Here is a 22448-nt window from a genome sequence, read left to right as displayed (position 1 = left end):
CAAAATATATCGCACAAGCAGGGTTTTTGAGGGCTCTGCGGCCCGATCTACCTGCCGCCGCGCGATACCCGCTCGATTTCCGCCTTCACGATGCGTTCAACGAGGCCCGGCAAATTGTCGTCCAGCCAGGATTTCAGCATTGGACGCAGCATCTCCTTGACCAGATCCTCCAGCGTTCGCGCATTGCTGCTGAGCACCGTGTGGGCCAGGGAATTGAAGGCGGATTCGACCGCGGAGACCGTCGATTGCGCCAGGATCGGCTGTTGGGGCGGCAGTGGCGGCGCATCGAAGTCCACCGGCGCATAGGATGCCGGCGTCGGGCGCGGCGGCGGCGATTCGGCGAATTCGAGATCGTCGCGCGGCTCGACCTTGCGGAAGCTCGGCGGCGGCGGAGACGGCGTTGGCTCCATCGCCAGCGCCATATCGTCGGTCAATTCCAGCACGTCGGGCTCAGGTTCGGGCTCCGGCTCGGGAGCACGGATTTCCGGCGCAGCGGTGGCCGTGTCGAGGCCCGCTAGCAGTGCGTCGATATCGTCCTGATTGTTGGATGCATCCGCCTCGGGTGCCGGGGCTGGCGGCGCTGCCGGCTTTGCAGCCGGAGCCGGTGCGGGCTTCTCGGCGGCTGCTTTGGGCGGCGCGACCTTGGATGGCGGAATATCGTTGATCACCTGCGGCTTCGGTGGCGCGGCGGGGGCGGCAGCTTTCTCGGGCTTGGCAGCATCCGCCGGCGGCGGCTTGGCCTCATCGTCGGCAATGATGCGCCGGATCGAGGCCAGAATCTCCTCCATCGAGGGTTCTGTGACCTTTGCAGGCTGCGTCATCTCCGACTCCACATCATCAACGCCCTCGCATGCGTTGTTTTACACCAAGCACGACAGGATTGGCCGGTTCCGGATGGGTGGCCCGACATTTTCGTCACGGCAGCCCGACTTGTCCCCAGATGACGGCTCAACGTGCAGCGGTGCGCCCCTGCCCTCGGCACTCATGCTTTACGCACACGGCATCGGATGCAGAGCGAATCGGCCCGCATCTTCTTGGCAAGGCTATGTCAGGGATTTTGCTGATTGCAAGCAAAGCACCGGTCGGCTTCGACTATTCGCGAGGCCGACCGGACGATTACGGGACTCTAGCGTCCGTCAGGCGTGCGCACGCCGGCCCAGCTGTCGCGAACCTGTTGGTAGTGAACGCTGGGATCGTAGACCGTGGTGTTGAGGCCGAGGACTTGCGGCGCGAGACGGCCGACCGCATTGAGCACCGAATAGGACGCCACCACGCGGTCATGCTGGGCAGTGACGAGCGCAACGCGTGCGTTCACCAGCGCCTGCTGCGCGTTGAGCACGTCCAGCGTGGTACGCTGGCCAGCCTTGGCTTCTTCGCGCACGCCGTTCAGCGCGATCTCGGAAGCCGTGACCTGCGCCTGCGCAGATTGTACCTGCGCCTTGCCGGCTTCCAACTGCCCCCAGGCCTGCACGACGTTGGCACGGGTCTGGTCGCGGGTGGTTTCGAGATTCAGGCGCTGCTGCGCCAGGTTCTCTTTCGATTGGCGGATGAGCGCATATTCAGCGCCGCCCTGATAGATCGGCACGGAGGCGGTCGCGATGGCGGAAGCGGTCGTCGTTCGGAAGACCGTCAGGGTCTGCTGGTACGACTGGGTGATGCCAGCCTGAACCGTGAGGGTCGGCAGCAGCGCGCCTTCGTTGATCTTGACCTGAAGATAATTGACATCGATGCCGAACATCGAGGCCGTGACGTTGGGGTTCTCCACCAGGCTGAGACCGACGGCGGAGGCGAGCGTCCCGGGCAGGAAACGATCGACGGGCGAGCCCGGCGCAAGGTTCGTCGGCTCATTGCCGATGATGCGGCGGAAATTCGCGCGCGTCGTCGTGAGATTCGATTCGGCAGTCAGTGCCTGGGTCCTGCCGGCCGCGAGCTGCGCTTCGGATTGCGCCACGTCCGTGCGCGTCACTTCGCCGACATTGAAGCGATCGCGGGTCTGCTTGAGCGTCTGTTCGAGCACGCGCACGTTGCTGCGCTGAACTTCGAGGGTGGCGGAGTCACGAAGATAATCCATGTAGCTGGTGGCAGCCTGCAACAGGACCGTCTGCTCGAGCACGCGCAACGCCTCGCGGGATCCCGAGACCTGGCTCTCCGCCGCGCGCGTCCTGTTGGCGGTCTGATTGCCGTTGTAGAGCGTCTGGTTGATGGTCAGGCTGGCGCTATTGGGCTGAAGGGGCGGGTCGCTATGGATCGGCAGACCCTTCTGCTGCTGCTGAATGTCCTGATATTGATAGCCGGTGCTGAGGTTGACTCCGACCTTGGGGCGATAGCCCGACAGCGCCTGTGGCACGTTTTCGTCAGTCGAGCGCACCTGGGCGCGCTGCGCGTTAAGCTGCGGATTGTTCTGATAGGCGCGCACCAGCGCAGCCTCGATCGTATCCGCCAAGGCAGGCGTCGGCGCGACAAGCGCCAGCAGCAGGACCGAAACCGCTGCTCCGGTGAAGAGCTTCACCCCATGCATCCAAAAATTCCGTTCATTCTAACGCCCGGCTCGTGCCCGCGAGCTGGGTTACCGTCTACGAGTGGAGTCGTTGCCCCGCCGCAACATAGGACGCGGTCAAGCGCGACGGAACTACCTGAGGGTGGTTCTCAGTGGAAACTCTTCACGTGCAGCATCCCGGCCACACTTCTGATTCAGAACGGGATTTTAACGGGCTAAAGCCGCTATCGGGCCGTCAGAATACGAAGGCGGCGGCCCGTTCCAGCCCGGGAAGGACCGGGGCCGCGGCATCGAACAGCGCCCGATGGCCGAATTCGCCGTGGGTATGGGTCACGATCATGGCGCGCGGCGGCCTGGATTCGGCCGAAACCCCCAACAGGCGCCCACCCTCCTTGAGCTGCCCGAGCAGCCCTGCCGGCGTCACCTCGGTGGCGCCGTTGAGGACGATCACATCATAGGGAGCAGCAGCAGTATCACCCTCGGTGCAGGCCGCGGCCTTGCAGGCCACGTTGGCAAGCCCGAGGGCGGCGAAGGCGTCATTGGCCTTCTTGGCCAGCGCCGAATCGCATTCCGTCGCGGTGACCTGGCGTGCGAGCTTGGCGGCCAGCGCAGCGAGATAACCGGTGGCGCAGCCGACGACCAGCACGTTGTCGTCCTCGCCCATCTCGGCAGCCTGGAGCAGCTTGCCGGTCAGCTGCGGCTTGATCAGGAACCGCTTGACGCCGCCCTCGCTGACGTCGAGATCGAGGTCGAGATACGCCACTGCCTGCCGGCTGGCCGGCACAAAGGCCTCGCGCGGAACCGTGAGCATGGCGTCGAGAACACGACGGTCGGTGACGTCACTGGTGCGCACCTGGCCATCGACCATTTTTAGGCGCGCCGTCGAGAAAACGGACATTTGCGGACCCTGCAAGGCGGACGATGCCGCGGACGAAAGTTGGCGGCATCTTTGGAGCAGGCCCTGCAAAAACGCAACATGGCTTTGGCCCAGCGAACCGGGCCTTTCCGCAACTCGCAACGTCCAGGGTGAGCCGGCCTATTCGATCGTGACGGCGAGGCGGCCGATCAATGCGGCGACTTCATCCAGCCGTGCCGAATCGTGGGTCTCGACCGCGCGCGCCAGACAGGCGAGGCATTCGTCGTCGCTGAGTTCGGGGATGTCCGCCGGCAGAATGGAGGGAGCCAGCGGGGAACGGTCGACCTGGATGTCTCGCATGGGAATCAGCTCCGTAAAGGACCGGCGCCTGGAAGCTCGATTTCAATTGAGTCGTTTTGGCGTCGCCGCGGAGAACACGAGCTCGCCACGGTACACATCTAATTGAGAATTTGCCGCAACGAGATCGCACGCCAGATCAGAGTCTTGACGCAAGCTATTGAAGATGAAGCTGAATTTGGCTCCCCGGGCTGGATTCGAACCAGCGACCATCCGATTAACAGATGATTGACCAATCTTTTCATACCATTTCGCCGCCTCTCATTTGCTCGGCAAGTGCCCAATTTCATTGACTTTCTTTGATCCGAACCAAACACTGCCTTTCGTGGCTTCACACCGCATTACGCGTTCTTGTGGCTCCCAAGAGGCCCCGGATGCCAAAGACTGATCACCGCGTAATGCTGACGGCCACCAAGGTCAGCGGACTCAAACCTGCGGCGGCCGGCCAGCGCTACCAGGTCATGGACGCGCTCGTGCCGGGATTTGGTGTGCGGGTCACCGATAGCGGGAACCGAACCTACATTCTCAGGACCCGTTTTCCAGGCGCCAACAGTCCCAGCCGCCGGGAGATCGGAAAATGCGCCGACATGACGCTGACGGAAGCGCGCGACAGGGCGCGCCTGTGGCGCGATCTGGTACGGCAAGGCATCGATCCGGTCGAAGAGGCCCAGCGAGCGCGCACAGCGGCTCTACAGAGGCGCCAGACCACGTTCGGAGCCGTGGCCGAGGTCTTCATCCGCGACAAATTGCCCGGCGAGCGCAAGGGCAAGGACGCCGAGCGGGAAATCCGCCGGGATCTTCTGCCGAAATGGTGTGACTTGGCCATTACCGAGGTGACTGACTTACACGTAACAACCCTGATCAAGACCAAGGGCCGGGACGGCAAGGTCGGTGCCAGAAACCTGCTCGCCCTGATCAAGCGGTTTTTCCGATGGGTAACGGCACAGCCGGAGTTCGGTTTGTCGGCGTCACCTTGTGCCAACATCCGGGCCACTGATATCCTGGGCGAGATGCCGCGGTCGGCGGCGAGGATCCTCACCAACGACGAATTGTTCGCCTTATGGCGCGCCGCAAAGCGAATGCCCTACCCCGTCGGGCCGGCCTATCAGCTGCTCTGCCTGACCGCTCTGCGCCTCAACGAAGCCGTTGATGCATCATGGAGCGAGTTCAACATGCGGGAAAAGATCTGGATTATTCCTGCCGAGCGGATGAAGGGCAAGGACTCCGGCAAGAAGCAGGCGCGCGCTCATGCGGTACCGCTGACGCCCGAAATCCTCGCGGTATTGGACAGCCTGCCGCGGCACACCGGCCGCTTCCTGTTCTCGACCAGCGAAGGCGAAGGCCCGACGTGGATAGGCTCGAAGATCAAGCAGCGTCTCGATCGCCGCATGTTGCGCACGCTCCGCGCGCTCGCTCGTCATCGGGGCGAAGATCCCACGGTGGTCACGTTGCCGCCGTTCGTAAATCACGATATCCGCCGGACCGTGCGCTCCCAGTTGTCGCGGCTCAGGGTGACCGAAGAAGCCCGTGAGGCCGTGCTGGCGCATGCCCGACCCGGCATCAAGGGCACGTATGACTTGCACGACTATTTCGAGGAGAAGCGCGAGGCGTTAGAGCTCTGGCACGTGCGCCTTAGTCAGATCGTACGGCCTAGTCGGGACAACGTCGTGAGACTTCTTGTGAGGGCTTGACGAGGCAGAGCCGCGCACACTAGATTCGTTTGCAATGTAGCGACCTGTTTTCGGCGCGTTCGGTGAGAACGCGAAGGCCAATACCGCAGAGGGGTCCCAGTTGTCTTCGGACTGGGGAAGCCTGCGGTCACCGGGACTGGATCCCGGGCTCGGGGGTGATTCCCCCTTTGCCCTCCGGGGTGAGCGCCCACCGCCCGATTGATGGAAGCGAGCCGGAACATCCTCAGGGAGCCCGGGCAGATTTCATGGAAACCATGGGATTTGCCTTGGCATGCCTATTTTTGGGCTCCAGCGATCCCGCAACCGGAGATCGCCACATGGCTACTCGCCTCATTCATCATGATGACCTTCGTTCGAAAGGTATCGCGTACTCAAAGCCGCATTTGTGGCGCCTGGAGAAGGCAGGAAAATTTCCAAAACGTGTTCCGGTCGGACCGGGACGTTATGCTTATCTTGAATCTGAGATCGACGCGCACGTCGAAGCGCTGGTCGCCGCCCGGAATGCACGCACGGTGGTGGCGTAATGGCGGATTTTCGTATCGTCTCCGCTTTGATGGAGCGGAAAGAACCGCCCCAAGGCGATCACTTCGTACTCGGATTTTTGGATCTTGAAGTGAGGGGGATTCGCGTGAATCGCCTGGCGCTTTTGCAGGCTCGCACGGGCGTCTTCAAAATCTCTACATCGAAGATCCAGGATGATAGTCGAGGGTCCAAGCGCCCCGCGATCTTCTCCGACCTCGAGCTTGAGGCCGAGATCGTCCGCGCCGCGATGGCGATGTACCGCGTCATGGCACCGGACAGCGGATCTGGCGGCGCTCACGACGACAACAGCGACGCGTCATCCCGTGACGCCGCACACAAGCTTTGCGAGGAGCAGATGAATGCAGCAAGGAAAACCGCCTCCCCAACTGGTGCCGGCCCAATCCCAACGCGAGAATGCGCCGCCGCGCTGGCCGTTCTGGACAACCTTCCAGACCCGTCTAAAACGCGAAGCCCCGCCACCGGGCAAGATGGCAGGGCCAATCGCATTGTTCAGAGCTTAGCGGCGTCTGAACATTCAAAATACTACCCTGGTGAATTGCACACAAGGACCTGGGCCGCGATTATCAACGAGGTGCACGCATGAGCGAGCACTTCGACTGGAACACTGACTCCTCGGTGGCAATCAAGCCGCAGGCAGCGATCGCGATCTGTCGCACCGAGGACGGCGCAGTGCTGATTCGCCAAGAGGGCCAGCTCTACATCAGCGAAGATCAATACATTGAGGTCCAGCCAGAACACGTCCTGGCACTCTGTCGAAAGCTGCTGGCCGAGGCCGGCCTGCATTCCTACGACATCGTTCATGCATCCCGGATGGTCATCGTCGGGCGTGACGGGAACGAGATGATGATTCTGGAGGAAGATCTCGCGAAACTCGATCGTATCACCGAGGAGGCGCGGGACGAGGAAGGCTCGAAGGTCTTTACACGACCGGCGCGTCCCGCCGCCAAAGCGCCGAAGGATCCCGGTGCTGCCGAACGCCAGCGCCGGCACCGGCGAGCCAACCGTGACACTGCGACAGGGCCCGTGACAGTCTCGCCCCAAAGCGTGACATCAACTGACGGACCGTGACAGTCACGGCGTCACGCCGGAAACGGAGACGCCTCAACCTCAGCAAACGCACCTCAAACTGGCGCACGGCTGATCGAACCCACGCGTTCGGTCGGCTGCGCGCGCTTGATGTGGTGCTCGGTGGTCCCGCCATATCTCCGCTTTCAATCGATCGAACGCCAGCAACGGGTCGAGATCGGCCATGATCCCGTTGCCGGCAATCGCCGCTGATGAATGACCGCGGGAGTCGGAGCCCTTTTCTCCGAATAGTCTGGCCTCGGGGCGAGGATACCGAGGCGATATTACTCGACGGGATTTTTCGCCGGGATTTCGGTGCAGGTCGCATCGAAAGAAAACGGACTTTCCGACCGCGCTTAGGACGCCATGCCGAAGCGGAAACCGCCCCACCGGGCACTGCCCGGTAATGCCCAGACTATTTTTGCCTCGCGAGACATCCGCGAAGGGAGACGACTGGCCGGCGTAACCGGCAGGGCGGTTATATCGAGTAAGGAAGATGGCTTTCTCGAGCTACGGTTCCTCTTGCCGTAGCGTGCCTCTTGAGGGAGGGAGAAACTAGCGGAAAGGCGAACTATGTCTGCTCGGGATCGAGCTGTGAAGTCGATCGGATCGCGGCCTAGTTTCCCACTTCGCGATCTGCTGCGCGTGAGTTCTGGCGCGTAACCCCGCGTGAACGCCTACTCCACTCAGCGAGGTCATCGCCACCGGCACCACCAAGGTCAGGCACCACCGACGCCATGATCGGTCCGACCGACATCATCTGCATGCACCTATCAGACCCCGAGAAAGATGATCCGGATGCGAGGATACTGACCGTCACCAAACGAACGATGGCCGCGTGGGCGCGAAGGTGAACGCTCCGCTGGGGAGGCCTGACTTTCACCACTTCGATGGCCCGCGAGTCCTCGCCGAACCGCGCCGCGGCTGATCGCGATATCGATGACCTGCTCCGGCGGTTACTCGACCAGCGCATTGCCCAAGGCTGGCCAGTACACGCCAGAACGCCAAGGGAAGTGCGCCGACCGAATTCGAGTTGGACCCAGACACCGGCGGCGTCAAGCCGATCGTTTCCGGGCCTCGATGGAGCGCCTCTGTCAGTTCGGAAGATCGAAGTCGTCGAGACGGGATCCAACAGCAGGCGTCGGCAGTACCTCGCGAAGAGATGGCCGAATGACCTACCAACGCCCTTCGCACTCAATTGGGACCTTTCCAACCCCATGCCGACCCAGCTTCCAACTGCCTTCCGAGTGCTACCACCCCCTTTCCAATCGCGCCGCTTACAGCAAGCAAACAGAGCTCCTAACGCCTGTCCGCCCCATCGCTTCTTCGCCACGTCTGTCACCCTCGACCTTACTGCGATACGGCCAGGTCCGGTCCGCCGGCGCCCCTACTCGACCCCCGTTCATGGCTTAAGGTCCGGAGTGCATGGCCGGTTTGTTCGAGGGGAGCCCAGGCCTGCCGGGACATCCGGACGCCCACAGCCTTTGGCATGGCCACCCATGCCTCGGCCAAGCGGCTAAACCGTACCCTCATCGCCCGCCGCGTCTAGCCCCGGCATCCCTGCGGCACCCCCCCCAATTTCCCGAGAAATAAGGGCCGCCTACCGCTCGGGGTCGCATTCGCGGAGATTTTTTTTGGTGTATGAAAACTTGAATTCCACTGAGGAAATCAAAAGTGACGAAGAGCAAAGTGGCGAAAACATCGAAAAACTAGAGGTAAAGCGCGGCGGCGCACGATCTAATGCAGGGCGCAACAAATCAAAGAAATCAAAACAATCCGGGGGAATAGCCGTTCGGGAGCGAGAGCCTGTACGGCCAGCTAGATCGGCGACGGGCTTCCGCAGCAGGTGCAGTTGGCTCGGCGGTTCGCTGGGCTCGCAATTCGTGTTGCTGAGCGCTGCGTGACTACAGCGATCGCTGGCCGCGAGTACCGACCGAAACTCGCTCGCACGCAAGCCCCGTATTGTTCGAGGGCGCCAACCAGCGCGGTGGGATCAGCATCGAACACGGCATCGTTCTCTAGGTCGTCCTCTCGTTCCCGGAGCATGGATAGCAGTGGCTCGGCCTGGAGGATCTCGGCCGGCCTTCGCTTGCCGTCGGACCTTTGCTTCGGCCACCCGATCCTACCCTCGAGGTCCCGCGCCAAGGCGAAGCAGCCGCCGAGTGCCCGTCATCATGATTTCCTTCCGGTACCGCAGGCCAGAGATCGAGGCGGACGGCTTCACATGGACCAGGGTGGTCGCAGCCGCCAAGATAATGTCGAGTCTAGGCCGGATCACCGGCATCCCCGTCAGATAGCACTTCTTGCTGGTGCAGTTCGTTGCAACCACGAGACGCTTCATGGCTTTGCTTCTTTATGTTCGTCGGTCTGTCATTCGGCCTGGGATCCACTCGGCCTGGAAAAACCTGCTCGCAGTTACGCACGATCCAGGCCGATCCCGAAAAGGCTCCTAGCGTTTGGCACCGAGATTGGCACCCAACTCGCTCAAACTGATTAGGATGACCGAGGACTGCTTGATCGCATGGCGGTCGAACCGCCCCATGAAACAGGACGTTCAGGTATTCAACGGGACCCCGCGAAGGAGGCTTACTGTATTTCAAGACCGGTGCCTTAAACCACTCGGCCACCCTTCCCTTGCATGGAGATCAGCCACTTAGCCGAGGTTGAGAGCGACCGCAACGCGAACTTGAACCCAAGTTGGACCCATTAGTGATGATTGGGCGAGCCAAGATTAACATGTCAGGGGTGAAACATGACCTTTAATCAAGGGGGTCCTGGGTTTGAGCCCCAGCGCGCTCACCAAAACCGCAATATATATCACAGCATTATATGAGAGCGCGCTAGCCGTCGTCGCACGCCCGGAGCATGGGACGAGAGTCGACGAGGCGCGTTGTTTCCTTTTTCCCCGAGAACGAGCACTGGGGACACGTTGCCCAGGTTGCGCCAAGCTTCACAGGGTGCTCCCAGAGGCGACAAGCGCATCCAGCCAAAACGACACGCGAGATCGGTCAGCGAGACCATTCGCAGCTCAACAAGAGAGGTCGGACGAAGAAGGATGGCGGATCGATCGCCTCCGAGATCAGCGACCTCAAGCTCGAGAATGGCTTGAAGAACGTCCTCGCGCTCCACGAGCACAAGGGCAATCTCTACGTCGACTTGCCCTTCGCTCGTGAGCCGCGGCTCGTAGCATTGGCGTTTATCGATGAGGCTCGCTGACCGTGGCCGGCGCGTGCCGGTGGGCAACAATCGAACATCAACTCAATGCTTCTCCCGCCATCTGAAGCGCCTTCAGCATCACGGCTGCGCCGCATTGAGCGGATACCGCGTTGGGATCGTAGACGTGGTCCCGAATGAATTTTCCTCGCGTGTAATTTGTGGAGAAGCTCCACAGGTATGGCGAGTTAATGCCCTTGGCGTGATAGCTGAAGCCGTTGTAGCTCTCAAACCGGTACAGCGTGCGAGCAAGGCTCCAATCACTCTGTCCGGCAAAGCCTTCGAAGGTGATGGCATCGATGGCGCTGGAGAGCCAGTCGTTCGGCGGATCCCAGCGCGGCGGCCGGTTGGCTGGAACGTTTACCGTACGCCTGCCGAGCGGATCGCCATTGTGCAGATGGCCCTGAAAATTGAAACTTGCCTCCAACGCATGGACGATGCCAACGAACCACCACTTTGCTCCAGTGGCGGCGCTCACCTGTTCGTAGCGGGATTTGTTCTGCAATAGCTTTGCGCGGTGCCATGCGACGCTGTTGGCGCGCTCGGGACGTATCTCGCAGCGTTCCCACAGCTGTTTGTATTCCGCCTTGAGCTCCTCAAAGCTCGGGCGCGTTGCCTCTACGCCATCAGCGTCCTCGGCCCGCACCGGTCGCGCCTCACGCGCATACGTTGCCAATAGCGCGGAAATCTCGTCCTGTGCATCGACCAGCCGTTGCAGAAGGGGTCGGTCGGCGTTGCCCGGGAGCGCATCGAGTGCGGCGCCAAGCGCGCTCTGAGCTGCTTCCGTGTCTATCACGGCCGCGGCAGCTTCGGGGTCGCCCTGCGTTCGGAAACTCCAGTCGCGAGGGTCGTCATAAGCGGCTTTTTCCGACCGAACCGAGATGTGGCAGTGATGATTGTGCGGATTTTGACCTGTGTAGGCGCGCCATGCCCATGCCGGCGCGGCGCCGATTGGCTGCGAGTTGGCAATCTTGCGGTTCCAGATGATGTATTTCACACGGCGGTCGTCGCTGGCGCGGATTGCTTCGGCGATCCGACCGGCGTCGCAGCCGTGGCCGGGGTCATGTGTGACGTCGAAGGCGGTAACGACGCCCGTCCCGTTGTCCACGACCCAGGGATTGTGATCCGACGAGCGGCTGGCATGCCTGGCGTCGCCGATCGTGCCGTCGCTTCCTTTGCTGCGCTGTGGGAATGCGGCATTGATTTGCGCACGCAGATGTTCGAGAGACTTCGCCACCCGCCACTGTCGGACGGCCGCTTCCAGCGTCACCTCCGGCGGGGCGTCTGGATCGACATGAAGATCACCGGCGTCCTTTACGATCTCTTGCGCGAGTTCTTCCGATGGCCGGCTGTTCAAATCGAAAGTCTGTCCTTGGGTGTTGGTGGTATCGTTCATTTGCTTCTCCTGCTGCAGCTTGGCTTGACATTTCACTCTTCCCGGCGCCTCCGGGCGAGGTGCGCGGAGTCGCGTCTCTTTCTGCCGTACCGACGGCCCGTTCGGCGTCACAGCATCAGATCGCCCACTGTGCGCGCCGTTTTCGCTAAAGCTTGCGCACGCGGCCGCGGCGTGCGCCTGAGCGGGCGGCGGCCTCGCCGCCGCGGATGGTGTCGTATTGATCTACCTGATGGAGCGCCGGTGCGAAGGTCAGCCCGGTCCAGTCCTCGATGTCCTTCAGCGGCACCACCGATTTCAGGAATTCGTCCGGCATGACGAATTCCTCGCCCCCCTCGGGCGGCGCCTTCGGCATCTTCGACAGGTTCTGCTCCAGCATCACCGCGAAGGCGGCGAGCCCGTCCTCGACACGCGCGACCACCACTTTCCAGAACCGGGACGGAATCTTGACGCGGATTCGCGAGCGCGGCGCATCGCGACCCAGAAACGTGTCGTCGTTCGGATCGAGCACCGGCCCTGCGAAGACGCAGAGCCGTTCGCTCGCCGCCTGCGTCAGCACGGTGTTTTCGAAATCGCCCCAATTGTCGACGCCCATGGCCGAACGGTTGAACGGCGCCACCTGCGGCGAACAATTGGTGACGTGGTAGGTGTCGCCGTTGGCGCGCCGCAGGTCGTCATAGGTTTCGCCCCAGGCGACGTCGTCGCGCCGCACGATATGGCCCTTGTCGAAGGCGCCGTCGTCGCGGGTGTAGAAATAATCGGGGATCTGCAGCTCGTCGTCGAGCCGCGGGTCAAGGAACCATTGCTCCTGATCGTTCTCGCCGAGGCCGGACAATGCGGCGCGGGTGTATTTCTTGCGCTTGTCCGGCCGCTTGAGCGCGCCTTCGGCCGTCACATTGCTCGCCGTGAACAGCGCCAGCCGCCGCTCCCCATGAATCTTTATTGAGAAATTCTGGTAGTTCAGCCGGTCATTGCCTTGCTTGGTCTTGGCCACCACCGAGGCGTCCTTGACCGTCGGCATCGGCACCAGGATGGGGTCGCGGTCGCCGTCCTGTTTGAGGAACGTCTCATCATAGCCCGGCCGGTGGGAGAAATCCTCGTCGCGGAACGGCATCACCATCTTCTCGGTGATCTCTGCCGTCGCAGCTTCGGTGCTCACCGTTTCGGCCGCGATCGGCGGCGAGCCGCCGAGCCGGACCGTGACGTGCAGCGGGATGGTCAGGTTGACGCTGCCGTCGGCCGCCGTGGAGACGACGGCGCCGCCCTGGCGGCCTTGATTGTTGCTCACCGCCACGGTGACTGGCTTCGGCTTCGCCTGGGGCGCGGGCGCCAGCCGATCGGGCGCAATCGCCTCGCTGTCTTCGGCGCGCTGCCACCAGGACGCCCAGGCCGGATCGGTGGTTGGCGGTGGCCCGTCGAACTTCAGCCCGAACGCGCGCACCCGCGGGTCCGCGCCGAGCGCCGAGGCCGGCACGGCGTAGTTGCGATCGCGATAGGCGCCGCCGAAATGCAGGCCGAGCACTTGGCCGGTCGTCAGCTCGACCAGGCACGAACCGGAATTGCCGCCAAGCGTGGAGGCGTCGTGCACAACCGCCGGCACCATCTTGCCGAAGCTCGCGGTGTCGGAAACCCTGCTCAGCAACCCCGGCTGCAGGCGCTTGACGCGAAAGACGCCGCCGAACAGATCGTCCTGCACGGCCGCAGGATTGCGCGGATCGAACGCAGGATAGCCGATCACGGCGACCTCGCGGTCGCTGAGCTCCGGTGCGGGAATGGCGGACAGCGTCAGCGGCTGGGCCGTCGCCGGCAGCCCGTCGACCTCGATCACCGCACAATCCCAGAAGGGATGAATCATCAGCACCCGCGTCGCCGTCAGCATGACACCCTGGCCGCCGCCGCGCTCGCGTTTCAGGTCGAAGCCGGCGCTCAGTCCAGGCTTGAACACCAGCGACCTGTCGCCGAGGCCGCGGGTGAAGATCTCGGCCACGTGGCGATTAGTCATGATCTGGCGCTGACCGACAACGAAGCCGGTGCCGGCGTAGGGCAACGGCCCGTTGGGCAGCTCGATGCGCCCCACCGATTTGATCGCGGTCTCGAGTCGCGCCTTGATCCCGGCATTGTTACTGAGCTTGGTCCAGAGCGGATGCGTGACCTGGCCGTAACTGTCGTTGATGACGTCAATCGCGGGCCTCAGCTCCGGCAGGATGATCGCCTCGGTCGCAAATTGCTGGGCTGGTGACAGCGGCTCGCCCCTGGCCGCGGCCTCGAAGGCGCCGCGCACGTCCGGCGGCGTCGCGGCTGACTCGGTGTCGGCGGTCGCGGCGCGAACACCTTCCTCGCGCTCCAGCATCCTGTCATCGATGAGACCGGTAAGATCCTGCCCGCGCGCCAGATGACGCAGAAATGCGGAATGATCGAGCTTGTCCGCCATGCGCGTTCTCCCCACAACGAATTATGCAAGCAGCGAACGGCTTGCCGATACCAACATGATTGATCGGGCGCGCGGCACCACGCCTGATCGGTCGGCCGCGAGCCATGCAATGTGTCCGTCCAGGACAGAACGACGTTCAATCCAATTCGAGAACAATTACGGCGTGCTATCTGCGTTGCGATTTTCTCCGTGACGATTTGGTCGTGTTGGACGCTCGCGCCGCCGCGCGCTTCGTCGCGCCCTTTGCGCCGCTCTTGCGTACAGCTATCTTGCGCGTCTTCTTCGATGTCTTTGTCGCCGGCCTCTTGACTGCTGACTGCTTGCGGCCAGACGAGTTGCCGGCAGACGATTGGGACCTAGTCGAGTTGGACTTGGATCCGGACTTGGATTTGGACGCCGACGATTTGCGCGCGAATGATCGGCCGGCCTTTGCTGCGGTCCTTCCGCTGCCTCGCGCCGGCGTAGAGGTCCGTCTGGCTGAGACTTTCGACTTCGCGCGGGGCCCGGCCTCGCCTGCGGCCGGGGCTGCGCCGTGTCCGCCGCAATGGTCTGGCATGGTCGAGACTTCTGTCGCGAAGCCCGGGCCCTCTTCCAGCGGAATCGTTTCAAGCGCTTCGATGTCGATGGATTCGGTGGCGGCATCGGCGATTACAAACGCCGCTTCGGTCGCAGTGTAGCCGGGATCCCAATGCGTGTTTTCCGGCACCTGGCTGTGGCCGTAATGGCCGCCTTTGTTGTCCCAGTTCGCGGCGTTGCGATTGTGGCCGCCTGGATCGCGGCCATTCACCGCCGGTTTCGGCAGACCGTTCGGCCAAACCTTGGGAATGCCGTGCTCGGCTTCGAGCCAGTTGCACAGCTTCTGCACGTTCTTCAGCGTAGCCATCACTTTCGGCCGATGGGCGAAGCCGACGACCTCGATCTGGATGGCGGAATCGCGGTTGGTCTGGACGCCGCCGGCCGCGTTGCGCAAGGCACGGGCCGCCTTGCCGGTATTGATGTGCTGATAGATCTTGCTGCTGTCGACGGTAAAATGCGGATCGGAACGGTTGGCGCGGAATGCCCCAAACGCTCCCTCTGCCGAACTGCCCTCCGTGGTGTGGTGAACGATTTTGAATGGACCAGATGTGTAAGAGCCTGAGCTCCCGCTGATCTCCATCCAGACCGCAAAGGGACAACGAGCCATGACCGTCCTCCTTCAGCCCCTACGCTTGTCGCAAAGTGCCACTCACCTGAAGTCCCAACGACTTCACGTGCAAACGACTTCAAATGCCGTTCGCTTCGTTAGGTCTGCGATCCTGGCGCCGGCAAATCGCCAGGCGAACATCACCATGCTCGCCTGCCCACCGCTCGGGCCGCAGTTGAACTTCCAGTTGTCTTTAGGTTGTCGCAAGCTCGTAACAATCTTGAGCCTGTATCAGTCAGCTCTGAGAAATTACTCCGTAAAAACAAACAGGCAGTACGCAAAGTCAGCCGCCGCGTCGAACGTGCGTCTGATCGAGATGCCGGATCCGCAGCAATCGGTACGCGGACAGCTTCGCAAGTCAGTAAACCTCAATGCGGATCGATATGCAAGCTGAAGTTGTGGGGCGCCGAATCGGACATTTGCGGCCGGTGATCTAGTCAACCGCGGACACCGATGCGCGATGCTGCGACGCAATTGCGAAAACTTCTCGTTGTTGCCAACGCGATCTCGTGATCAAATGCACGCATAATGAGAAGTCGATTTCAGCAGGAGGATGTTTACGTGCAGATTGCATCCGTATCAAAGCCTGTCGCCCCCAAGAACACGGAAACTGGCGCTGTCGCCGTGGCCAGCAAGCCGGCACCTGCTGTCACCGAGCGGGTACTAGCGGACGAGGGCGATGCCAAAGGCGCTACGCTGTCGGACGCCGCCAAGCGCCGGCTGGTAATCGGCAAGAGCCAGACCCCGATCGTTCCTCCACCTGATTCTGGACTCGAGACGGTGCTGTTTGCCGACGAGCGCACGCGCATCGTGTCGACCGATCAGCAGCCCTGGAAGCTGATCTGCGCGCTAGAGATCGACGCGCCCTGGGGCCAGTTCGTCGGCACCGGCTGGTTTGCCGGACCGCGCACGGTCATCACCGCCGGCCATTGCGTGTTTGACAAGAAGCAGATGGGCGGATGGGCAGACAAGATCACGCTTACGCCCGGACGTGACCGCGAGCGCAAGCCCTTTAACAGCTTTACGTCCGAACGCTTCTCCAGCATCAACGCGTGGATCGAGCGTCAAGATCCGGACTACGACGTCGCCGCGATTCACCTGGACCGGGACGTCTTCGCGGCCGAGGAGGTGTTCCGGGTCGGTGCGCTGCCCGATGCGGAATTGCGCGACTATCTCATCAATGTCAGCGGCTATCCGGCCTCGCCCGGCGGCGGAACCGAATTGTACTGGGCAAAGAACCGCATCCGTGCGGTCGAGCTGCGGCGGATCTACTACGATGTCGACACGTCCGGCGGCCAAAGCGGCGGACCGGCCTACATCTACCCGGACGAGACGAGCCGGCCGATCGTCGTCGGCATTCACGCCTATGGCGTCGGCGGCACCCCGGCCAGTATGAATCTCCGAGTCAATTCGGCGCCGCGCATCATTCCAGAAGTCGTGACGCAGATTCAGGCCTGGCTCGCCGGGCCTGCGGACTGAGGGCGCAACGATGCATGTCGGATGAGAGGATCCTTCACCATGGCCGCGTCACCAATCGGCACGGCGCCGGTGTCGGGAATGCGCTCGTCTATGTCGTCCAGGGCACGGCGGGCACGCCGGAAATCGCGGTCAAATGCGATGAAGCCGGCCACTTCCGTCTGGCGCTGCCGCCGGGTCATTTCCGGATCGAGGCCCGATCGATGGCCGGCGCGATCGGCGCGACCGAGTTCGAGGCGAGCCAGGGCCATGAACGGATCGGGATCATCATCGACGAATAGGAGGGGGCGCGGTCGGTCCCGCGCGCCGTCCGATCGGGTCAAGAACGGACGATCGGAATATTTGCGAACAATACTCTTGAGAAGAGTCCTCTTGCGAGTGAGACCCCGAATGTCAGGATACTAAATGGCATGCCGCCGCCCGTGATGATTGCGACCGGGAATAACAAACGCGCCGAGCCGGAAACGATCGCCAAGGGCCTCGAGCGCGCGATGCGCTGCGTCTGTGCGGTCAGCGCCCCCGGCTCGCAGGCCGGCACCGGCACCCTGATCGGTCCGGATCTCGTGCTTACGAACTATCACGTCGTCGAGCAACTGATGGCGAAGGGTGCCGATTTCGAAGGCGCCGAGTGCCGGTTCGACTATCGCCTCGGCGAAGACGGCGGCCCGCTCGATGTCGGCAACACCCAAACGATCTTCAATATCCGCGAAATTGTCGTTGCCAGCGAGCCATCGCCTGGCGACGTCCGCGACGGGGGCGACGCATTTGATGACGACAAGCTCGATTTCGCCATCATCCGGCTCGACGCCCAGGCGGGCCGATTTCCCGACTACAACGGAACCACGCGCGGATGGATCCCGCTGGCAAGGTCGGGGGAGCGGCCCGATCCCGATATCGGGCAGGAGTTCATGATCCTGCAATATCCCTACGAGATCGGCGGCGCGTTCATCCTCCAGCCGTTGAAGAGCGATACCGCAGAATTTACAGATGTCCGCGGCGCGGCCGGGCAGCCTGCACGCTACATCCACAACGGCATCACAAGAAGGGGATCGTCCGGCGGACCGTGCTTCGCTACCACCTTCCAGTTTGCCTTCATCGCGTTGCACAATGCCAGCCTTGGCGAAACGACCGACGAACAAAGCCGCGGCCAGGCGATTCCGCTGCGACGGATCTCTGGGTTCATCGAGCGGAGGTACGAGCGGCCCGCCAGCATCCTCGGCTTGGCGCCGCCGCAAAACCCCGGCAAGGATGTGCTGGCCCGGCAGCGGGCGGAGTCGATCGAGCGACGTAAAGAGGCTGCGCTCTGCCTGATGGACCGCTCGCGCGAGGAGCGCAGGTTTCTCGCACGGCTGTTCGCGGCCTCCACTCCGCAGGCCGCGCGCCCGCTGCTGCACGTCGTTATCTGCCGCACTGACGACGCCCATTCCCACTTCGTCAAGCGGCTCAAATTCCTGTCGTTCGAGAGCCCGCCGGATCGCATCGGCCAGTTGCGGTTGATGGCGCTGACCAAGGGCCTCAGCGCGCCGAGCCGAACGCCGCAGCCCGCGGTCTGGCCGCAGCAGGATGACGTCGCACAGCGACGTCAGGAGCTGTCCGACATTGTCCAACTGCTCGATCCGCGAGGCCGATATTTGCTGTTGCTGAGCCGCACCATCGATGCCGCCTGGAGTCTTGCGACCGAGGAGCCGCTGCTGACCGAGTTCGCCGCGATGCTTGCGAACCATTTCGGTGACAACCGAGACGGTATCCAAGCGGTGGTCTGTTTTATCGTCGCGGACGGCGAGGACAGCGACGCCCTGCTCCGGCAATTCGCCGGGCTGTGGAGCGCCGGCGCGCCGCCGCATTGCGGCGTGTGCGTCAGGCTTTCCCAAGTCGGCTTCAACGAACTCGACGAATGGCGTGCGGTGCTCGAAACCGCCTGGGCCGCCAATGACACATTCAACGCAGCGATCGCCAGCCAGTTCAACGGCACGCAGCTCAAGCCGCTCGACATCGTCGCAAAGGGCCTCGACGTCAGCCTCTGCAACTACATCGCCGGCACGCTCGATCGGAGCGGCAAGACTGGGGAGCCAAGACCGTGACTATGACCAAGACATTTGGCGAATTGGCGTCTGCGCTGAAGAATGGTGCGAAGCCCGCAGCCGCCCTGAACGAGAACGGCAGGAAGACGGCCCGCGGCGCGGGCTATTTGCTCGAGGACGAGGCCGTCGCGGCGGTCGATGTCGCAATCGAGCTCAGCCGGCCGCTCCTGGTCTCGGGCGAGCCCGGCGTCGGCAAGACCGAGCTCGGCTACGCGGTGGCGCGGATGCTGCAGATCCCGGACCTCTATCTGCACAACGTGAAGTCGACATCCGACGCGGGCGAGCTGTTCTACACCTACGACGCGTTGCAGCGGTTGCGCGACTCGCAGCTCAGCAAGGCCGGCGATGTCGGCGACTATGTCGAGTTCCAGGCTATGGGACGCGCGATCCTGAGCGCCCATCCGCGCAGCGCAGTAGCGCCGCTGCTGCGCGGCAAGCACGCCGAGGCGTGGGATGGCAACGCGGCGCCGCGCCGCTCAGCGGTTGTGATCGACGAGATCGACAAGGCGCCGAAGGATTTCCCCAACGATCTTTTGCACGAGATCGAGACGATGAGTTTCCGCGTCAAGGAATACCCCGGCAATCCGCCGCCAGAGACGCCGTCACTCGACAAGATCGAGCGATCGCTGCGCCCGCTGGTGGTGATCACCTCGAACGAGGAGCGGCAATTGCCCGATGCCTTCCTGCGCCGCTGCGTGTTTCACGAGATCCCGTTCCCGGATGAGAAGCGGCTCGAGGCGATCGTCAATGCCGGGCTTACCAACCGCCTGCAGGGGATGGGCGTCAAGATCGACGGCGAGCCGCCCAAGCTCGGCGACGGCACCGCTGCGCGGCTGGTCGATCTGACGCTCAAATTCCGCGACGCCCAGCCCGATAAGAAGCCTGGTATCGCCGAGTTGATGGACGCCGCCGCCCTGCTGGTTGGCGCAGGCAGCAACGATCTGGCGGTGGTCAGGCCGGCGCTGGTCAAGTTGAAGCGCGACGGCGCGCTGTTCCAGGATGCCATGCGAATGGTCGCGAGCTGACATGGCCGAGCTGCGCCTCGATCCGGCAACACTGATCCGGCTGATCGGCCGCTATCAGGAGCTGCGCAATCGCAGCGGCATGGGATCGATGCTGTACCGGGTGACACCAGGACAAAGGATCGATGCGCTGCAGATCTACGCCACCATTTGCGCGGCCGGCGCGGTGCCCGACGGCGACCAGCGCGAGTTCTGGCTGCCGCATCTGCGTCCCGTTCTCGCCGAGACGCGCGAGGCAGCCGAGCTGCTGAAGGAAGCCTTTGCGGATATCGGCAAGCCGGAGACGCCGCCCTTGACGCAACGGATCGTCGCGACATCCGTTGCGACCGTGAGGAAACTGCGCCGCTGGCCGAGCGTTACCACGCTGGCGGCGGTCGGCGCTGCCCTCTTGGTCGGAGCCGTCATTCTGTGGCTATCGCTGACATCGCAATCGCCGCAGCGGCAGGTGGCGAGCGCCGATGCGACGGACGCGTCCCTTCCCGCCGGGAATGGCGCACAGTCGGCGCTGCCCGATGCCGGCTTGAAGCCGCGCTATGAGCGCTTCCTGAAGCTGACGCTCGTAGCCGCAGCGCGCTACGGCAACGAGATCACACCTTACGCGCTGGCCGCCGCGCTCTGCGGCGCCGCGCCAGAGCTCGGCCCGCCGTCCTATGTTCTTGCCGAGATGATGCGGGTCTACCCGATCGATTCGGCCAATTCGATCCCGCACAGCGCGTTCGGCGCGATGGCGCTACGACACTATGCGGCGGTGGCCGCCGCGCAGTCTGCCGGCGCCAGCCTGGCGGCGTTCGACGATTTCATTATGGACGACGGGCAGATCAGCCCGGATCCCGCGATCGATCCCCCCGCCTGGCTGCGCAACTTCCAGATCGCCACCAACCCGCTCCCGCCGGCCGCGTTGGTGCGCGAGACGTGGCCCTCATGGCTGCGCTATCTGCCGCTCCTCGTACTGCTGCCCGGATCGGTGTTCGCGTTCTGGGGCAAGTCCAACAAACGGCGGGAGGCGGCGGCGGAGGCGCTGCGGCGGACCCGGGTCGCTCACGCGACGTTTCGACGGGCGGAGGCGGGCGCGTGGGGCACGAGCCGGATCCTGCAATCTTTCGCGGCCCTGCCGCCATTGCCCTCGGCGTCGCAGACCGCGCGCCGGCTGATGCGCCTACGTGAGCCGCTGCCGGGCAGCCGGCTCGACCTGCCGCGCAGCGTCCGCGCCAGCCTTGCCTCCGCCGGAGACATTGTGACGGTGATGCGCGACGGCAGCCGGGCGGTCGACATCGTCGTGCTGGTGCACCGCCGCCACCGCCACGACCACGAGCGCGCGCGCGTGCTGCGCCTTCTCGATGCGCTGTCCCGCAGCGGCGTCTCACTGACTGCCTATGACTATGCTCCCGACCCGCGCACGCTGACGGGGACCTCGCGCGCCGACGCGCTCAATCCGCGCGGCCGGCTGCGCACGCTTGATCTGCGCGGGCTGCGCGAGCTGCACGGCGATTCGCTGCTGGTGATCGTCAGCGACGGCGACGAGCTGATCGATCCGTTCAGTCAGCAGCCGCACCCGTTCCTCAAAACCGAGCTGGCCTCGTGGCGGCGGCGCATGCTGCTGACGCCGGTGCCGCGCGGCGAATGGGGCGAGCGCGAGTTCAGGCTGGCCGCAGCGCTCGATGCGCCGATCGGACGCGCGACCATGGCTGGGTTCGGCGATCTCGCCCTTGGCCTTGCGCCGGATGAGGTCCAGTCCGGTCCGCGCCGCGCGCTCGACCAGGCGATGCGCAGAGTCGGCCTGCTCGAGGGCATCGCGACCTGGAGCCTGCTTGCAGGGACACTGCTGGCGCCCGAGGAGACCGTGCCACGTCCGCCATCGATCGAGCGGCTTGGCCTGTCGCTGCTGCAGGATCTGGCACCGCCGGACCCCGAACAAAAAGCGCTGATCGAGGATCTCGAGACCTGGCTAGGCCACGGCTTCTTCTGGCTCGCCGCCTGCGGCGTCTATCCCACGCTGCGCGTCGACCTCACCCTGTGGCTCGGCGCGCGATTGCACCGCTATGGCCATCCCGCCAATCCGGTCATCTTTTCCGAGGAATTGTTCGCGCGGCTCTGCCTGCTGCCATGGCTGCGCGTCTGCCACATGCCGGAATGGCTGCGCACCGCCGCGTTCAGCGCGCTCAGCGACCGTGAGAAGCAGATGTTGCGCGACGTCGTCGACGAGCTCGCCGCCGGCAAAGCCGGCGAGAGCGGCGAGGTGCGGCTCGGCCTGCAGGTCTGGCAGGCGGACTGGCGCGGCCAGCCGCTGGCACCCGACAACGTGATGATCGCCTTCAAGTCGGACGCAGCGCCATCGGACAGGCCTCGACAAGAGGCCGCTGCGGCGAGCGATGCCCGGCGCACCTGGCTGATGCGGGGCTTGGGCCGTCTCGTCCTCATCGCGGCATGGGCGGGCGTTGCGGTCTGGCTGATGCCGGCGTTCGGCGCGGCTCCCCTGCCGGACGGCGCGTGGTGGCCGGTGCTCGGCTTCGGGGCCGCGACGCTAGCGTGGTTCGGGACCGCGTTCGTCGTCGAGCGCGTCCGCCTCTGGCGCCGCGAGCACGCCGAGGCCGCGTCGGACGCCGCGCCGCCGGCCTCCGCCGCACCGGCCTTCAAGTAGCG

The 22448-nt window shown here is 63.6% G+C and carries 17 protein-coding genes; 10 read left to right on the top strand and 7 right to left on the bottom strand.

The window, feature by feature from the left end; all coding sequences use genetic code 11:
• Window positions 1-47: 47 nt before the first annotated feature.
• The 4 genes from IVB45_RS18340 to IVB45_RS18325 form a co-directional block, all read right to left on the bottom strand.
• Window positions 48-821, bottom strand: a complete 774-nt coding sequence (locus IVB45_RS18340; protein ID WP_247359269.1) for a DUF2497 domain-containing protein — start codon at window positions 819-821, stop codon at window positions 48-50.
• A 305-nt stretch (window positions 822-1126) separates the two neighbouring features.
• Complete coding sequence (locus tag IVB45_RS18335; protein WP_027566905.1) at window positions 1127-2518, bottom strand: TolC family outer membrane protein; 1392 nt, start codon at window positions 2516-2518, stop codon at window positions 1127-1129.
• 214 nt (window positions 2519-2732) lie between these two features.
• Window positions 2733-3395, bottom strand: coding sequence for a protein-L-isoaspartate O-methyltransferase (locus IVB45_RS18330; protein ID WP_247359267.1), 663 nt, complete (start codon window positions 3393-3395; stop codon window positions 2733-2735).
• Window positions 3396-3533: 138 nt separating this feature from the next.
• Entirely contained in the window at window positions 3534-3713 is a 180-nt protein-coding gene (locus tag IVB45_RS18325) for a hypothetical protein (RefSeq protein ID WP_007591158.1), read from the bottom strand.
• A gap of 371 nt (window positions 3714-4084) precedes the next feature.
• On the opposite strand from IVB45_RS18325, the gene IVB45_RS18320 reads away from it, so the two are divergent.
• The 4 genes from IVB45_RS18320 (at window position 4085) to IVB45_RS18305 (ending at window position 7012) form a co-directional block, all read left to right on the top strand.
• The gene (locus tag IVB45_RS18320; RefSeq protein ID WP_247359265.1) at window positions 4085-5401 is read left to right on the top strand and encodes a site-specific integrase; all 1317 of its coding nucleotides are present in this window, start codon (window positions 4085-4087) and stop codon (window positions 5399-5401) included.
• Between the two features lie 245 nt (window positions 5402-5646).
• Window positions 5647-5925: an AlpA family phage regulatory protein gene (locus tag IVB45_RS18315; RefSeq protein ID WP_247359263.1), complete on the top strand. Its 279-nt coding sequence runs from the start codon at window positions 5647-5649 to the stop codon at window positions 5923-5925.
• On the top strand, window positions 5925-6527 hold the full coding sequence (locus IVB45_RS18310; RefSeq protein ID WP_247359262.1) for a hypothetical protein: 603 nt from the start codon (window positions 5925-5927) through the stop codon (window positions 6525-6527). The genes IVB45_RS18315 and IVB45_RS18310 overlap by 1 nt, the downstream gene beginning before the upstream one ends.
• Entirely contained in the window at window positions 6524-7012 is a 489-nt protein-coding gene (locus tag IVB45_RS18305; protein ID WP_247359260.1) for a hypothetical protein, read from the top strand. The genes IVB45_RS18310 and IVB45_RS18305 overlap by 4 nt, the downstream gene beginning before the upstream one ends.
• A gap of 3250 nt (window positions 7013-10262) precedes the next feature.
• Here the strand turns inward: IVB45_RS18305 and IVB45_RS18300 are convergent.
• From IVB45_RS18300 to IVB45_RS18290, 3 genes are all read right to left on the bottom strand, one after another.
• Window positions 10263-11618 (bottom strand): hypothetical protein, encoded by a 1356-nt coding sequence (locus tag IVB45_RS18300; protein ID WP_247359258.1) that lies wholly within the window; start codon window positions 11616-11618, stop codon window positions 10263-10265.
• A gap of 145 nt (window positions 11619-11763) precedes the next feature.
• Complete coding sequence (locus IVB45_RS18295; RefSeq protein ID WP_247359257.1) at window positions 11764-14046, bottom strand: DNA/RNA non-specific endonuclease; 2283 nt, start codon at window positions 14044-14046, stop codon at window positions 11764-11766.
• Window positions 14047-14212: 166 nt separating this feature from the next.
• Window positions 14213-15229, bottom strand: coding sequence for an N-acetylmuramoyl-L-alanine amidase (locus IVB45_RS18290; protein WP_247359255.1), 1017 nt, complete (start codon window positions 15227-15229; stop codon window positions 14213-14215).
• Between IVB45_RS18290 and IVB45_RS18285 the strand changes: the two genes are divergently transcribed.
• The 6 genes from IVB45_RS18285 to IVB45_RS18260 all read left to right on the top strand — a co-directional run bounded on the left by IVB45_RS18285 (window position 15228) and on the right by IVB45_RS18260 (window position 22446).
• On the top strand, window positions 15228-15623 hold the full coding sequence (locus tag IVB45_RS18285; RefSeq protein ID WP_247359253.1) for a hypothetical protein: 396 nt from the start codon (window positions 15228-15230) through the stop codon (window positions 15621-15623). The two genes, IVB45_RS18290 and IVB45_RS18285, sit on opposite strands and share 2 nt — an antisense overlap.
• A 230-nt stretch (window positions 15624-15853) precedes the next feature.
• Entirely contained in the window at window positions 15854-16708 is an 855-nt protein-coding gene (locus IVB45_RS18280) for a trypsin-like peptidase domain-containing protein (RefSeq protein WP_247359251.1), read from the top strand.
• Window positions 16709-16722: 14 nt separating this feature from the next.
• Window positions 16723-16986 carry a carboxypeptidase-like regulatory domain-containing protein gene (locus tag IVB45_RS18275; RefSeq protein ID WP_247359249.1) on the top strand — a complete coding sequence of 88 codons (264 nt, stop codon included), beginning with the start codon at window positions 16723-16725 and terminating at the stop codon, window positions 16984-16986.
• Between the two features lie 129 nt (window positions 16987-17115).
• Entirely contained in the window at window positions 17116-18786 is a 1671-nt protein-coding gene (locus tag IVB45_RS18270) for a serine protease (RefSeq protein WP_247359247.1), read from the top strand.
• Window positions 18787-18788: 2 nt separating this feature from the next.
• A complete protein-coding gene (locus IVB45_RS18265; protein WP_247359244.1) occupies window positions 18789-19811 on the top strand; it encodes a MoxR family ATPase in 1023 nt (340 codons plus the stop codon).
• A gap of 1 nt (window position 19812) precedes the next feature.
• Window positions 19813-22446 carry a hypothetical protein gene (locus IVB45_RS18260; protein WP_247359242.1) on the top strand — a complete coding sequence of 878 codons (2634 nt, stop codon included), beginning with the start codon at window positions 19813-19815 and terminating at the stop codon, window positions 22444-22446.
• The last annotated feature ends 2 nt before the right edge of the window (window positions 22447-22448 follow it).

It is taken from the genome of Bradyrhizobium sp. 4 (assembly GCF_023100905.1).
Classification (GTDB): domain Bacteria; phylum Pseudomonadota; class Alphaproteobacteria; order Rhizobiales; family Xanthobacteraceae; genus Bradyrhizobium.
The sequence above is the reverse complement of the archived record's forward strand: the minus strand, read 5'-3'. Positions and strand labels throughout refer to the sequence as shown.

What these genes read in the sequence shown, in the direction of transcription:
- IVB45_RS18275 (WP_247359249.1), top strand. Translation starts at nt 16,723, where the DNA reads ATGTCGGATGAGAGGATCCTTCACCATGGCCGCGTCACCAATCGGCAC.
- IVB45_RS18330 (WP_247359267.1), bottom strand. Translation starts at nt 3,395, where the DNA reads ATGTCCGTTTTCTCGACGGCGCGCCTAAAAATGGTCGATGGCCAGGTG.
- IVB45_RS18325 (WP_007591158.1), bottom strand. Translation starts at nt 3,713, where the DNA reads ATGCGAGACATCCAGGTCGACCGTTCCCCGCTGGCTCCCTCCATTCTG.
- IVB45_RS18340 (WP_247359269.1), bottom strand. Translation starts at nt 821, where the DNA reads ATGACGCAGCCTGCAAAGGTCACAGAACCCTCGATGGAGGAGATTCTG.
- IVB45_RS18320 (WP_247359265.1), top strand. Translation starts at nt 4,085, where the DNA reads ATGCCAAAGACTGATCACCGCGTAATGCTGACGGCCACCAAGGTCAGC.
- IVB45_RS18315 (WP_247359263.1), top strand. Translation starts at nt 5,647, where the DNA reads ATGGAAACCATGGGATTTGCCTTGGCATGCCTATTTTTGGGCTCCAGC.
- IVB45_RS18305 (WP_247359260.1), top strand. Translation starts at nt 6,524, where the DNA reads ATGAGCGAGCACTTCGACTGGAACACTGACTCCTCGGTGGCAATCAAG.
- IVB45_RS18310 (WP_247359262.1), top strand. Translation starts at nt 5,925, where the DNA reads ATGGCGGATTTTCGTATCGTCTCCGCTTTGATGGAGCGGAAAGAACCG.
- IVB45_RS18270 (WP_247359247.1), top strand. Translation starts at nt 17,116, where the DNA reads ATGCCGCCGCCCGTGATGATTGCGACCGGGAATAACAAACGCGCCGAG.
- IVB45_RS18295 (WP_247359257.1), bottom strand. Translation starts at nt 14,046, where the DNA reads ATGGCGGACAAGCTCGATCATTCCGCATTTCTGCGTCATCTGGCGCGC.
- IVB45_RS18265 (WP_247359244.1), top strand. Translation starts at nt 18,789, where the DNA reads ATGACCAAGACATTTGGCGAATTGGCGTCTGCGCTGAAGAATGGTGCG.
- IVB45_RS18300 (WP_247359258.1), bottom strand. Translation starts at nt 11,618, where the DNA reads ATGAACGATACCACCAACACCCAAGGACAGACTTTCGATTTGAACAGC.
- IVB45_RS18335 (WP_027566905.1), bottom strand. Translation starts at nt 2,518, where the DNA reads ATGCATGGGGTGAAGCTCTTCACCGGAGCAGCGGTTTCGGTCCTGCTG.
- IVB45_RS18285 (WP_247359253.1), top strand. Translation starts at nt 15,228, where the DNA reads ATGACCGTCCTCCTTCAGCCCCTACGCTTGTCGCAAAGTGCCACTCAC.
- IVB45_RS18290 (WP_247359255.1), bottom strand. Translation starts at nt 15,229, where the DNA reads ATGGCTCGTTGTCCCTTTGCGGTCTGGATGGAGATCAGCGGGAGCTCA.
- IVB45_RS18260 (WP_247359242.1), top strand. Translation starts at nt 19,813, where the DNA reads ATGGCCGAGCTGCGCCTCGATCCGGCAACACTGATCCGGCTGATCGGC.